The sequence below is a fragment of the Embleya sp. NBC_00888 genome, assembly GCF_045207655.1.
In the GTDB taxonomy this organism is placed as follows: Bacteria; Actinomycetota; Actinomycetes; order Streptomycetales; family Streptomycetaceae; genus Embleya.
On the sequence record NZ_CP108784.1, the window covers coordinates 4,003,769 to 4,017,487 of the forward strand.

Sequence of the window (13,719 nt, forward strand, 5' to 3'; positions counted from 1 at the left end):
CGGTCGCGGGGCCGGGGCCGTTCAGCCGGTCGGCTCGGGGCCGGCGCTCGTGGTGCTCGCGGGCGTCGTGCTCGGCGGGACGCTCGGGGAGGTCGTCTCGCCCGTGCTGCCCTCGATGGTGACCACCGCGCCGCCCGGATCCACCTCCACCCTGGCCACCCACGACCCCCGAGGGGCCCGCTCCGCGTCGACCGAGACGGTGACGGTGTCCCGCTGTCCGGGGGCGAGCGTGCCGTGCGTGTGGCTCGGCCGCAGCCAGGGCGCCGCCGTCCTGACCTGCCAGTCGACCGGCACCGGGCCGGCGTTGCGCAGCGTGACGACCGTGCGATCACCGGTGTGGGTGACCGTGACCAGGGGCGGCGTGGCACTCGGCACGCCGGCCGGCGCGGGCGGCGGCGGGACCGCTCCGGGCGCGACCTCGGCCGGACCCGCGGCGGGCGACCCGGCCGAGGAGATCGGCGCGAAGCCGTGCCCGTGGGGTGTGTCGGCCGCCGCCGGACTCACCGTCGTCGCCGCCGGCGAGCGCGCGGGCCCGATCGGGGGTGTCAGCGCGACGGGGCCGTTCGGGCCGTCCACCCGCGCCGACGCGATCGTGACGGCCTTGGCGCCCGACTCCCCGGCCGACCCACCGGACGCCTGCCACAGGGCCAGCGCCGGCGCGGCGACGACCGCGGCCACCACGACCGCCGCGATCACCGTGGCCCGGCGGCGATTGCCGCGCTCGACCACGCGGGCGCGAAAGACCGGGAAGCCGGCCCGGTCGAACTCGGCGACCCGACGGGCGAGCTCCGGCGGGCGCTGGGCGGAGCGCCCCTTGCCCACCTCGCCCAACACCTCGATCCGCAGCGCCGCCGGCGGGGCGATCAGCGCGAGCCCGACCGGGGCCGCCGCCGCGCCGGTGGTCGGCGCCAGGCAGGTCGCGGCGCGGCGCACGTGCGGTCCGCACCGCCGACACGTCTCGACGTGCGCGATCAGCCGCTCGCGCAGCGCGGAGGTGAGCCGCGCGCCGGCCGGTTCCCGGCCCTCGGCGCACCCGTGCGAGGCCTCGGCGCCCGCGATCGCCGCCCGAGTGCGGTCCACCTCGCGGCCGGCCCCCAGGAGCAGGCTGCGGGCGTGTTGCTCGTCGCAGCCGAGCACGGCGGCCAGCCCGCGTGGGTCGAGCCCGTGCCGCACCGACAACTCCAGCGCCTCGCGCCGCTCCGGGGTCAGGCCCACGGCCTCGGGCCAGGCGAGTTCGTCCAGTTCGTCCAGGTCGCTGTGCCGCGCGGGCGCGCGACCGGCCTCGGTGCCCGGGAACAGGTCGACGCTTTCGTCGGCGTCCGAGGCCGGCGGCAGGCAGCGCTCGTGCGCCCACACCACCCGCACGTCCTCGGGCCGCGCGGGGCCGCTGCCCACCCGCGCGTGTGCGTCCAGACGGACCAGGCACTCGTAGCGGGCGAGCGCGTACAGCCACGGTTTGAGCAGGTCCAGGTCGGGGAGCCGGCCGATGTGACGGTCGGCCAGCACGAAGGTGCTGCGCAGCGACTCCGCCGCCGCCCGATGATCGCGCAGCACCGAGAGGCAGTAGGTGTAGAGCCCTTCGGCGTAGGCGTCGTAGGCGGCGCGTCCCCACGAGAGCACCGCGGCGGGAGGCGCGGAGCAAGGAGCCCCTCCGGGGGCAGCCGCCGGGCCGGTTACCGAATCCGTCACGCTCGTGAACGTAGATGTCCGAGAGCCGCCGACTCAGGTGATTTGCACTTTCATACGCCTTTCGAGGTCGACAATCATACTTTCGAGTGAATGTCCGTCACCTTTGGCCGAATTCTTTCATCGAACGTCCACGCGACGCCCCGGACCGCGGACCGTGAGCGAAACACCCGTCGGATCCGCCGAAACGCTCACTTCCCACGTGGCGGCCGGTGTCCTGTCCGGATTCGCCGAGATCGTGATCGATATCGACTGGCCGTTGGCCAGCGTTCCGGAATTCGGACTCACCGAGAGCCAATCATTTTCCGACACGCCCAGGGACCACGTGACCGGTCCGTTCTCGGCGGTGAGTCGCACGACCCGCGCGGCGCCGTCGGACCCCAGCTCCAGCACCCGGCTCGACCACACGAGCGTGCCCCGGGGCGCCGGATTGCCCTCGGTGGAGCCCAGCGACCGGGGCCGGTTCACCGGAAGCCCGGCCGCCGAAGCCGGGCCGCCCGCCGGGGGCTTGGCGCTCCTGCTGCTCCGGGTGGTCGGCTTCGCGCTGCCGGCGCGCGTGCTCGGCACCGCGGTCGGGCCGCGCGACGCGGTCGGCCCGGGTACGGACGCGCTGCTCGGCGCGGGCGTGGGCACCACCGGCGGGTGCACGGCCGCGGGCTGATCCGGCACCTGGGCCGACCCCAGCGCCACCGGCTTGCCCTCGCCCCCGGACCCCGGCCGCACCAGCACGCCCAGCGTCGACACCAGCGCCGCGACGACCGCGCACGCCACCACCATCGGCACCCGCGAACGGGGCCGCCCGGTCCCCCTCGGGAAGGCGCCGCGGTCGGTCGACGCGCCGACACCGCCCCACCCGCCGAAGGCCGCCGTCCCGTTCACCAGCAGCTCGGTCCGGATCGAGTACGGCGCCGCGGGCGAACCGCCGGCCGCCAACAACTCCCGCGCGTCCACCTCGCCCGGACGCAGCGCCACGCAGTCCGGGCACGAGTCCACGTGCAGGTACAGCGGCGGGCGCAACGTCGCCTCCACCGCCGCGCCCTCGTCCGGCAACAACAACGCGAGCTCGGGGCAGTCCCGGCGCGCGTGCGTGGCCACCGCGTACACCGCCAGCGCGTGCTCGAACTGCGCCCATCCACGGGCCAGCGCGCGCTCCACCCGCCGCTCGGACAGCGCCAGCACATCGGCCAGTTCCGCACCGTCCAGGCCGCGCCGCACAGACAGGTCCAGCGCGATCCGCTCGACCTCGTCCACCGCCCACAGCGCGTACGGGACCAGCGGCGGCAGCCGATGCCGGTCGGGCACCGTCCACGCCGCACCACCCGCGGCCAACACCTGCTCGACCACCCCGGGCCCGCGCCGGCCACCGGCCGCCCGGGCACACTCGGCGCGCGCGAGCGCGAACAGCAGCGCCCGGGTCCGCCCGGCCTCGCGCAGCACCCGGATCCGCTGGGGCCCGACGGCCAGCGTGTCCCGCACCACCCGCGCGGCGACCTCGGGGTCGTGCACGAGCCCCACGCAGAAACCGAACAGGGCGTCGCCATGGGCGTCGTACAACGCGACCGCGTCGGGCACCGCCCCCGTCACGTCCGTCGTCCCCGACCCCTGCCCCGCAACGTCCCCACGCGCCATGCCGCCACACGGTAGGGAGAACGGCCCATGGTCACCATCTCTTTGCCGGCTCGGTGACAGGATCAAGACATTCCGACCATGATCGATCGGCGGCCGGTCATCGATGTCGGCGCGGGCCGTTAACGTTCCTGGCATGGCCAGGACCACCACGAAGGATCGCCCGTCGTACCGCTGCACCGAATGCGGCTGGACCGGGCCGAAATGGCTGGGCCGCTGCAACGAGTGCCACGCATGGGGCACCGTCGAGGAGTTCGGCGCGCCCAAGGCCCGCTCGATCGTCGCCGGCCCGGTCACCACGGCGGCGCTGCCGATCGGCCGGATCGACGTGCAGACGGCCAAGTTCCGCTCGACCGGCGTCGACGAGCTGGATCGCGTGCTCGGCGGCGGCCTGGTCCCGGGCGCGGTCGTGCTGCTCGCGGGCGAGCCCGGGGTCGGCAAGTCCACCCTGCTGCTGGATGTGGCGAGCAAGTCCGCCTCGGCCGCCGCGCGCACGCTCTACATCACCGGCGAGGAGTCGGCCGCCCAGGTCCGCCTGCGCGCGGGCCGGATCGGCGCGCTGAACGAGGAGCTCTACCTCGCCGCCGAGACCGACCTCGCCGCGCTGATCAGCCACGTCGACGCGGTCAAGCCCGCGCTGCTGGTGGTCGACTCGGTACAGACCATCGCCTCGCCCGCGATCGACGGGGCGCCCGGCGGCGTGTCGCAGATCCGCGAGGTGACCGGCGCGCTGATCCGGATCGCCAAGGAACGCAACATCGCCACCGTCCTGGTCGGCCACGTCACCAAGGACGGCTCGATCGCCGGCCCGCGCCTGCTGGAGCACCTGGTCGACGTCGTGCTGCACTTCGAGGGCGACCGACACGCCCGGCTGCGCCTGGTCCGCGCGATCAAGAACCGCTACGGCACGGCGGACGAGGTCGGCTGCTTCGAGCTGCACGACGAGGGCATCACCGGCCTGACCGACCCCAGCGGCCTGTTCCTGACCCAGCGCCAGGAGCCGGTCTCCGGCACCTGCGTCACGGTCACCCTGGAGGGCAAGCGCCCCCTGGTGGTCGAGGTACAGGCACTGGTGGCGCCGTCACAGATCCCCACCCCGCGTCGGGCCACCTCCGGGCTGGACTCGGCCCGGATGGGCATGGTGCTCGCGGTGCTCGAGCGGCGCGGCGGGGTCCGCCTGGAGAAGACCGAGATCTATACCGCAACCGTCGGCGGCGTGAAGCTCACCGAACCGGCCGCGGACCTGGCCGCGGCCCTCGCGCTCGCGGGCGCCGCCGCCGACCACCCGCTGCCGTCCAAGCTGGTCGCGATCGGCGAGGTCGGCCTCGCGGGCGAGATCCGCCGGGCCACCGGCGTGCAGCGTCGGCTCGCCGAGGCGTTCCGGCTCGGCTTCACCCACGCGCTGGTGCCGCCCGACCCCGGCAAGATCCCCAAGGGCATGAAGGTGATCGAGGTGGCCGACATCCGCGAGGCGCTGCGCGCATTCAACCTGGTGTCGCACCGCGAGCGAAAGCCCGATCGCGAGTGACCGGCCGACCCGCCGGCACCCCGGGAAGCGGACCCGAACGGGACACCGGCGGGACGCTCCGATGCCGGCCGACAACTTTCCGGGTGCCCCGAGGAGTGACCGGGCGTCGCCTCGGAGATACTCGACAAGCGGAACGGCATGCGCGACCTGTGCCGAAACACGGCTTCGGGCCGGATAAGGCGACCGGTCGGCGGTCGGGAGGCACTAGACTTTTCCACCGATCTTCCGACGTAGCGGCCGACCTGTGTCGACCGCAGGTCCTGAGGCGCTCCCGGCCGTGCATACCGGAGCAAATGCCCGGGTGACGGCCGATGGCCGGCCGAGGATGGCAACGACCACGGGGAGTTCTGTGGCTACGAATGACCGGACCGACAAGGGCACGAGTGCCGACGCGGCCCTCGTGAGGGCCGCGCTGCAATCCGTGGCCCCGGGCACCGCCCTGCGCGACGGCCTGGAGCGCATTCTCCGGGGCAACACCGGCGGCCTGATCGTGCTCGGTTTCGACAAGACGGTGGAGGCGCTCTCCACGGGCGGTTTCGTGCTGGACGTCGAGTTCTCCGCGACCCGGCTGCGCGAGCTGTGCAAGCTCGACGGCGGGGTCGTGGTCGACCGCGAGTGCACGAAGATCGTCCGGGCCGGCGTGCAACTCGTCCCGGACCCGTCGATCCCGACGGAGGAGACCGGCACCCGGCACCGCACCGCCGAGCGGGTCAACAAGCAGACCGGCTACCCGGTCGTCTCGGTGAGCCAGTCCATGCGCCTGATCGCGCTCTACGTCAACGGCAAGCGACACGTGTTGGAGGACTCGGCGGCGATCCTGTCCCGGGCCAACCAGGCGCTCGCCACGCTGGAGCGCTACAAGCTGCGGCTCGACGAGGTGTCGGGCACGCTGTCCGCGCTGGAGATCGAGGACCTGGTCACCGTGCGGGACGTGTGCGCGGTGTCCCAGCGACTGGAGATGGTGCGCCTGATCGCCCGCGAGATCGACGGCTACGTCACCGAGTTGGGCGTCGACGGGCGTCTGCTCTCGCTGCAACTGGAGGAGCTGATCGCGGGCGTCGAGGACGACCGCAAGCTGGTCGCCCGCGACTACGTGCCCGAGCGCGCGATCAAGCGCGGCCGGACCGAGGCCGACGTGCTCGCCGAGTTGGACGGTCTCGCCCACGCGGACCTGCTCGACCTGCAGACCGTGGCCCGCGCGCTGGGCTTCACCTCGGGGCACGAGGTGCTCGACTCGGCGGTCAGCCCGCGCGGCTACCGACTGCTGGCCAAGGTCCCCCGGCTGCCACCCGTGGTGATCGAGCGGCTCGTGGAGCACTTCGGCGGCCTGCAGAAGCTGCTCGCGGCCAGTGTCGACGACCTCCAGGCCGTGGACGGCGTCGGCGAGGCCCGCGCGCGCAGCGTGCGCGAGGGGCTGTCCCGACTCGCCGAGTCCTCGATCCTGGAGCGCTACGTGTAGCCCCCGGGCCGCACGACACGACGTCGCGCACACGAAGGAGGGCCCCGGCGCACGCGCCGGGGCCCTCCTTCGTGGTTCGGTCGCGGATCGCCCGCTACTTGCCCACCGTCGCGGTGAACACGAACTCGCCGGACGGCTCCAGGCCCGCCAGCGTGCCCTTCGCGCGGTAGGCGGCCTTGTCCGCGGGCGCGGCCTTGCTCTGACCGCCGTTGGTCGCGCACTGCGCGGCGTTGGAGCGGGTCCAGGACCAGTCGCGGGTGATCGAGACGGCCTGCGCGTCGCCCTGCTGCAACTGCCGCACGTCGGTGGCCGCGCCGGCGACGCAGTCGGCCGAGCTCCACAACCGCTCGGGGCCGGAGAGCACCTCGATGTAGGCGCGGCTCGGCGCGAGGTCGACGTAGCAGGTGGGCCCGGTCTGATTCGTGACGATCAGCTTGAGCGCCACGTTCTGCGAGGCGTTGTAGGCCGTCTTGCCCGCGTCCACCGGCTGGATCTGCACCCGGATCATGTTCGGCGTGCACCACGTGCCGCCGTTCGGCGCGGCCTTCCCGCCGGAACTCGCCGTGCCGGAGTTGCCCGCGGTACCCGCGGACTGCCCGCCGCCCGGGACGGGTTGCCCGCCGGGCTGGCCGGACGTGCCCGCCGACGCGCCGGAGGTTCCCGCGCCGGGCGTACCGGTGCCACCGCCCGGGATCGGCGGATTGGCGCCATTGGTCGGGTTGGGCCCCGGCGTGATGGCGCTCGGATCGGGCGAGGCCGAGCCGCTCGGGACCGGCTTCTTGTCCGCGGCGTTCTTCTTGTCGTCGGAGTCCCCACCGGCAGTGCATGCCCAGGCCACCAGCGCGATCAACAGCGCGAGGGCGAGCAGCACGACGACCCGCCGACGCCAATACACGGTTGACGGCAGGTGACCCACGGGACGGCGCATCGAGTCCACGCGCAAACTCTAGGGGAGATCGTTACGCCGTCCGGTGTAGCCACACCGTCCGACGCGTTGGAATTTCTCGCCGTGTCGCGCCCGAAGAAGCCCTGGTCGCAGGCTTATTCCGGCATTTGCGGGCAGAAGCCACCGTCACTCGCCCGAGTGACCTCCCGTAACGTGCGAGGATCGGGGAGAGATGTCACACGCACTGCACGAGCCGATCCTCGACTGGTATTCGGCCCATCGACGCGATTTGCCCTGGCGAACCCCCGACGCCTCCGCGTGGGCGGTCGTGGTCAGCGAGTTCATGCTGCAACAGACCCCCGTGGTCCGGGTGTTGCCGGTCTACCAGGCCTGGCTGCGGCGCTGGCCCACACCGGCCGCGCTGGCCGCCGACGAACCGGGCGAGGCGGTGCGGATGTGGGGCCGGCTCGGCTACCCGCGCCGCGCGCTGCGGCTGCACGGCGCCGCGGTCGCGATGGTCGAGCGCCACGACGGCGAGGTCCCCTCCGCCCACGCGGACCTGCTCGCGCTGCCCGGGGTCGGCGAGTACACCGCCGCGGCCGTCGCCTCGTTCGCGTTCGGGCAGCGCCACATCGTGCTGGACACCAACGTGCGCCGGGTGATCGGCCGGGCGATCGACGGCGTCGAGTACCCGCCGCAGGCCACCACGCCGGCCGAGCGCCGTACCGCGACCACGCTGCTGCCCGCCGCCGCGGAGACCGCCGCGACCTGGGCGGTGGCGATCATGGAACTCGGCGCGCTGGTGTGCACCGCGAAGTCGCCCAAGTGCGTGGGCTGTCCGGTCGCCGCGCTGTGCGCGTGGCGACTGGCGGGCAAGCCCGCGTACGAGGGCCCGCCCCGCCGCGGCCAGACCTACGCGGGCACCGACCGGCAGGTCCGCGGGCGGTTGCTCGCGGTGCTGCGAGAGAGCCCCGGACCGGTGTCGCAGGCCGCGTTGGACGCGGTGTGGGACGAGCCCGTCCAACGCGCGAGGGCACTGGACGGGCTGGTCGCGGACGGCCTGGTCGAGCCGTTGGCGGCGGGCGTGTACCGGTTGCCCGCCGGCCCGCTCAGCGGCAGTACTTCTTCTCCGCGTCGATCGGATTCGTCGGAATCCGCATCGAGTTCCGTTTCACCGACCCGGTGAGGTTCTTCCAGAACCGCGATACCGACATGGGCTCGCGGGTCGCCTGCTGGAGTTCGCGAATACCGCCGCAGTTCAATGCCCGACGGGCCGCCTCGACCTTGGCCGGATCGACATTGCGCAGGTCCAGTTGCGTACCCGGCTGGGTGAAGTCGGCGAGAATCCATTCGATGTAGGTCAGCTTGTCGTGCCCGGACCGGGTCCGATAGTCGAGGTCCAGGTGCGCGCCGAGCGGATTCGCCAGACCGAAGATGTCGATCGCCAGACCCGACGTCGGCACCAGCACCGCGGGCTGCCCGAGGGCGCCGTAGACCACCGAGTCGGTGATCGGGACGTGGTACTTGAGCGGTGCGGAGCGGAAGTCGAAGTTCAACATCCAGAACTTGTCGGGCTCGTGGTAGTAGGTCAGATAGACGAACTGCGCCCCGGGCGTCGCGGTGTCCTTGTTCCACTCCGTGCCGACCCCTTCGAGCCGCTTCACGAACGCGTCCCGGTAGACCTTCGAGGTGACCGGGTTCTCCTCGCCGGTCCAGGTCACGTACCACGAGCGGGTGTCCTCGATGTTCTTCGGCCCGAAACCCTGGTACGGCACCCGCATCGAGGCCGCGCAGACCAGCGACCACGCGGCCAGCCCCGCCGCGGTACCCGCGTACAGCCGCTGCAACGGCAGCACCAGGACCGGCAGCAGGAACGCGAACGTGCCCGGCAACAACAGACGGGCGTGCATGAAGTCGCCGCCGACCACGATCACGTAGCCGAGCAGCACCGTGCCGGTGACCAGGGCGGTCGCGGTCAGCACCCGGACGCGATAGCGCTCGAAGTCGCCGACCGAACGGCCGATCGTGGCAAGCAGCCCGACCGCGACCACGGTCAGCAGCAGCGGTGCCCAGATGTTGTACGGGCTCGCGTAGTCCTCGAAGTAGGTCCATCCGCGACCGACGTCGGTCTTGGTGCCCTCCTTGGCTATCGCCGTGTTGGGCAGCAGGACGCCGTAGTAGCCCATCCGGAAGATCTGGTAGAGCACCGGCAGCAGACCGCCGAACACCGCGAGCACGGCCAACCGCCTGCCGGTCGGTCGCAGCAGCAGCCACGCGGCCACCGCGAACACGATCGTGCCCAGTGCGAGGTCGGGCCGGACCAGCACACCCATGCCGAGCGCGAACGAGGTGCACGCCTGGCGCGCGAACGAGGAGTTGCGGTCCAGCCGGGCCAGCAGGCACCAACTCGTGCCCAGCCAGACGAAGATCAGCCCCATCTCCAGACCGGACGTGGCGAAGTCCCAGAACGGCGGCAGCGCGGCGATCGCCAACGCACCGGCGGGCAGCGGCCATCCGCCGCCCGGGAGGTCGAGGTAGAGCCGTCGGGTGCCCGCGGTCGCGAGCGCCAGGCCGCCGACCGCGCACAGCAGCGAGCCGTACACCGCGATGGTGACCAGGTCGATCCCGGTCGCCCCGCCGACCAGCGCGAGCAGCCACGGCCAGAGCGTCGACGTCGCCGCCTCGGCCCGCTCGCCCACGTTGAAGTTGGGCCCGTTCCCGTCCAGGATCTGTTGCGAGACGCGAACGAAGATCAGTCCGTCGTCGCCGATCCAGCGCCGCCGGAAGGCCGCCAGCCCGAGCAGCAGGGCCGGCACCAGCACGACGGCGATCGCCCATCCGGTCCGCGCGTCGAGCCGCTGCCACGGCCTATTTCGCGACATTTCCGGATCGATATTCGCCGCGCCCTCGGCCTTATTCTTTTCGGCCAAGGTGCTTCCTACGGCCATCGTCCTGCCCCCGAACTCCTGTCGTCCCGCACACCGATCGGCCCGATAATATCATCGGGAAAAATAGCGGTCCGAATTGCCCCCGGCCCACGTTCGACAATGCGATCGAAAACTGTGTCGATCATCCGAGCGGGCGCGGCGACATTTCGACATCCATATCCATTCTTTTCCAACGTAACGAAGCCCGCAGGAAAACGCATTACTGTACCCCGCCTCGAACCGACCGGTGTTCGACCCACGATCAAGGGGCCCGGCGGTCCCCCGGCCGGACGGGTCGCCACCTCGCCGCCCGGACCCACCCGGACCCGCCCGGGAACCTTTTGCCCCGAATCCCGGCGCGCGGCGAGCCACCCGCGAATACTGGACGTACACGCGCCGGCTACGGAACGCGATGCGGCTCGGTCGCGGGCGCACACCGAGGATCGAAGGGGGACGCGGTGACGGAGGACTCCGGGCACGACGAGCCCACGGCGGGCGACGCGATCCAGTGCATGGGCTGCCAGGGCACCGGCCTGGACACCTCCGGCCGGGTCTACCGCAGCCGGCACCGCGAGGTGTCGACGATCTGGGCGGGCACCCGCTGCCCGCACTGCCGAGGCACCGGCTGGCTGCGCAACGGACCGGTCGATCCCCCGGAAGGCTCCCCCGGCGGTCCGTGGCGCACCGGCCGATGAACCGGCCGTTCTAGCGCGCGTCCCCGGAGGCGGATCCGCGCAGGTAGCGGCGAAAGCCCTGGGCCGACTCGCCCTCGAAGCCGCAGGCCCGATAGAACGCGAGCACCTCGGCGCTGTCCGCCGACAGGAGTTGCACCTTGTAGCAACCCGCGTCGGCGGCGACCGTGCCGGCGGCGACCAGCAGGCGGCGGCCGATCCCGCGTCGCCGGTGGGTCGACGCCACCACGACGTTCTCCACGAACATGATCGGGTGCCCACCCCGCGTGAGGTTGGGCAACACCGCGCAGTCGGCGGTGCCCGCCACCATGCCGTCCAGATCGGCGACCAACACCGTGCGACCGCGCTGGGTGGCGATGTCCGCCCAGATCAGATGGGCGTCCTCGATCGGCAGAGGCACGTCGTCGGGATGGAACTCGGCGTATAGCGCGAGCAGCCCGGACAGATCCCGAGCGGTCGCCGGGCGGATCGTCATGGTCATACCGAAAGCCTACAAATCGCGACGGCATCGACCGGGATATACGCGCACCACACATCCGCCGCCGGATCCCCCGCCGAGCACCCCGCCCGCCCACCAGCCCCACCGGCCCCACCGGCCCCACTGGCCCCACCCGTCGCGTCATCCCGCCCGCCCCGACCACGCGGCGGCCTTGACCGGCCGATAGGTCATCCCGAGCCCCTCGTACATCCGTATGGCGGTGTGGTTCCACTCGTCCACCATCAGCGCCGCACCCCCGTGCCTGCCGCGGGCCTCGGCCAGCACGAACGCGCATACGATCCGGCCCAAGCCCCGCCCGCGCGCCGCCGGGGCCACCCCGACCCCGGCCAGGAAGCCGATGCTCGGCGCCGACCAGGCCAGCGCGGCCACCGCCGGCAACGTGCCGTCGGCGTCGCGCACCCCGGCCCAGCGCTCCACCCCGGGCAGGCCCGGCTTGGCATAGGACGACGGGAAGCCGCTCTCGATCAGGGCGACGACCTCGTCCGTCGCGTCCTCGGTCAGCCACCGGACCCGGCGATCGTCCGGCACCGGCGTCGGCGTCGGCGGAATCAGATCCATCCAGCCGAACGAGCCCACCTCGACCAGCTCCGGTACACCCGCCACCAGCGCGGCGATCCGCTCCGGGTCGCCGAACGGCCGGTAACCGGGCCCCGTCTCCGACAACACCTCGCGAACCAGCGGCACCAGCGCCTCGGGCGACCCGTGCACCGCCAGCCGATCGTGTCGGCACAGCTCGGCCCCCGCCACCACCACGGCCGCTCCGTCCGCGTCGGCCCAGGCCCGACGCCCGCCGGTCAGCCCCTGCGCGGTCCAGACACACATCGCGTCACCATCGCAGCGACGCAGCAATTCGTCGTGATCGGTTATCTCCCTCACGGCGCGAATCCTGCCGGACGACACCCCGGCGGATCGCCCCCGGGCCCGGCCCCACGGTCCCGCCCACTCGGCCGGTGACCGGCCGACCCCGGCCGGTCACTCACCCACTCGGGTGAATCCACGGGCCTCGCCCACAATCCATCACCGCTCGAATTCCCGCTGCTGGCAGCCCTTCACGGGCGCCCGGCGGGCACCGCCCCGACCGGCTCCGGTTGTCGCATCGGCCGATTAGCCGTCTGCTGGTGAGCGGAGCTCCCACACGACGACCGCCGTGTCGCGACATCCCCGTCGCGGCGCCGGGAACAGGAGCGTTGGCTCGTGAAGACGAACGTCACCCCGCAGGAACTGATCGGCCGTAAGGTCGTCGATTCCGAAGGCAGCAAGATCGGGACCATCGGCCAGGTGTATCTGGACGACCGCACCGGCGAGCCGGAGTGGGTCACCGTCAAGACCGGCATGTTCGGCGGCCGCGAGAGCTTCGTGCCGCTGGGCCCGGCCGACATGCAAGGCGACGACCTGCGTGTGCCCTTCGACAAGGAACTCGTCAAGGAGGCGCCGAGCCTGGGCACCGACGAGCACCTGTCGCCGGAGGAGGAGGCTCGCCTCTATCGGCACTACAGCGTCACGCCGTCGGCCGGCATGACGCGCACCGGGACCACCGAGGGCACCGGAACCGCCGGTACGGCCGGCGGAGCAGCCGGTGCCGCCGGAGCCGCCGGCGCGGCCGAGACGCGCCGGCATCCGGACATGTCCAAGTCGCAGCTCGCGGGCTCGGACAACGGCTTCGAGGAGTTGACCGGCAAGCACGACCCGTCGGTGCGCACCAACGACCCGCCGACGCGGATCGGTACACCGGCCGCGACCACGGCCGCGGCCGCCGGCACCGCGACCGGTCGGCCGGCCATGGAGACGGACCCCGCCAAGGCGGGCATGGCCTCCTCGACCACGACCCGTTCGACCTCGGCCGACTCGGGCACGGCCCGGGGCGCGGCGATGTCCGCCAAGGCCGGTTCCGACGACGCGATGACCCGCTCCGAGGAGCGGCTGGACGTGCACGTCGAGACGATCGAGGCCGGGCGCGCGGCGCTGCGCAAGGTGATCGAGACCGAGCGCGTGGACAAGGTCGTACCGGTGATGCACGAGGAGTGGGAGATCGTTCGCGAACCGATCGACAACGCCAACCGCCGTGCCGCGCTGGACGGGCCGGACATGCGTGAGAACGCGCACGAGATCGTGCTGCACGCCGAACGTGTGGTCGTCCGCAAGGAGGTCGTCCCGGTCGAGCGCATCCGGCTCGTCTCCAAGAAGGTGCAGAGCGAGCAGCGGGTGACCGAGGAGGTCCGTCGCGAACGGATCGAGTTGCACGACGGGGACAAGGTGCAGGTCCTCGACGGCAAGGGCGAACGGCTGGACAAGAACATGGACAAGAACAAGAACATGAACATGTAGGTCCGTCCGGCCGCCTCCGCGAAGCCCCCGATCGTCTCCCGGTGCCTTTCTCCGGCGGCGTCCGGGGGCTTCGCCCCGCTCGGGGCACGGT

The 13,719-nt window shown here is 72.5% G+C and carries 11 protein-coding genes; 5 read left to right on the forward strand and 6 right to left on the reverse strand.

Annotated features, from left to right (window positions below; genetic code table 11):
• Positions 1-21: 21 nt before the first annotated feature.
• Together OG948_RS16595 and OG948_RS16600 are read right to left on the reverse strand one after the other, a co-directional pair.
• Positions 22-1,689 carry a hypothetical protein gene (locus OG948_RS16595; RefSeq protein ID WP_406297307.1) on the reverse strand — a complete coding sequence of 556 codons (1,668 nt, stop codon included), beginning with the start codon at positions 1,687-1,689 and terminating at the stop codon, positions 22-24.
• Between the two features lie 117 nt (positions 1,690-1,806).
• Positions 1,807-3,315, reverse strand: coding sequence for a BACON domain-containing protein (locus OG948_RS16600; RefSeq protein WP_406297308.1), 1,509 nt, complete (start codon positions 3,313-3,315; stop codon positions 1,807-1,809).
• A 133-nt stretch (positions 3,316-3,448) separates the two neighbouring features.
• Between OG948_RS16600 and radA the strand changes: the two genes are divergently transcribed.
• Both radA and disA read left to right on the forward strand, forming a co-directional pair.
• Positions 3,449-4,840: a DNA repair protein RadA gene (gene radA, locus OG948_RS16605; protein ID WP_406297309.1), complete on the forward strand. Its 1,392-nt coding sequence runs from the start codon at positions 3,449-3,451 to the stop codon at positions 4,838-4,840.
• A 349-nt stretch (positions 4,841-5,189) separates the two neighbouring features.
• On the forward strand, positions 5,190-6,299 hold the full coding sequence (disA, locus tag OG948_RS16610) for a DNA integrity scanning diadenylate cyclase DisA (RefSeq protein WP_391586461.1): 1,110 nt from the start codon (positions 5,190-5,192) through the stop codon (positions 6,297-6,299).
• A 94-nt stretch (positions 6,300-6,393) separates the two neighbouring features.
• Here disA and OG948_RS16615 read toward each other — a convergent pair whose 3' ends face one another.
• Positions 6,394-7,236 (reverse strand): hypothetical protein, encoded by an 843-nt coding sequence (locus OG948_RS16615; RefSeq protein ID WP_406297310.1) that lies wholly within the window; start codon positions 7,234-7,236, stop codon positions 6,394-6,396.
• A gap of 181 nt (positions 7,237-7,417) precedes the next feature.
• On the opposite strand from OG948_RS16615, the gene OG948_RS16620 reads away from it, so the two are divergent.
• A complete protein-coding gene (locus tag OG948_RS16620; protein WP_406297311.1) occupies positions 7,418-8,371 on the forward strand; it encodes an A/G-specific adenine glycosylase in 954 nt (317 codons plus the stop codon).
• Here the strand turns inward: OG948_RS16620 and OG948_RS16625 are convergent.
• Positions 8,295-10,067, reverse strand: a complete 1,773-nt coding sequence (locus OG948_RS16625; RefSeq protein WP_406297312.1) for a hypothetical protein — start codon at positions 10,065-10,067, stop codon at positions 8,295-8,297. The genes OG948_RS16620 and OG948_RS16625 overlap by 77 nt on opposite strands.
• Before the next feature lie 503 nt (positions 10,068-10,570).
• On the opposite strand from OG948_RS16625, the gene OG948_RS16630 reads away from it, so the two are divergent.
• Positions 10,571-10,807, forward strand: a complete 237-nt coding sequence (locus OG948_RS16630; protein WP_406297313.1) for a hypothetical protein — start codon at positions 10,571-10,573, stop codon at positions 10,805-10,807.
• A 10-nt stretch (positions 10,808-10,817) separates the two neighbouring features.
• Here OG948_RS16630 and OG948_RS16635 read toward each other — a convergent pair whose 3' ends face one another.
• Positions 10,818-11,285, reverse strand: coding sequence for a GNAT family N-acetyltransferase (locus tag OG948_RS16635; protein WP_406297314.1), 468 nt, complete (start codon positions 11,283-11,285; stop codon positions 10,818-10,820).
• A gap of 138 nt (positions 11,286-11,423) precedes the next feature.
• Positions 11,424-12,179: a GNAT family N-acetyltransferase gene (locus OG948_RS16640; RefSeq protein WP_406297315.1), complete on the reverse strand. Its 756-nt coding sequence runs from the start codon at positions 12,177-12,179 to the stop codon at positions 11,424-11,426.
• Between the two features lie 318 nt (positions 12,180-12,497).
• On the opposite strand from OG948_RS16640, the gene OG948_RS16645 reads away from it, so the two are divergent.
• Positions 12,498-13,628, forward strand: a complete 1,131-nt coding sequence (locus OG948_RS16645) for a DUF2382 domain-containing protein (protein ID WP_406297316.1) — start codon at positions 12,498-12,500, stop codon at positions 13,626-13,628.
• Positions 13,629-13,719 lie beyond the last annotated feature (91 nt).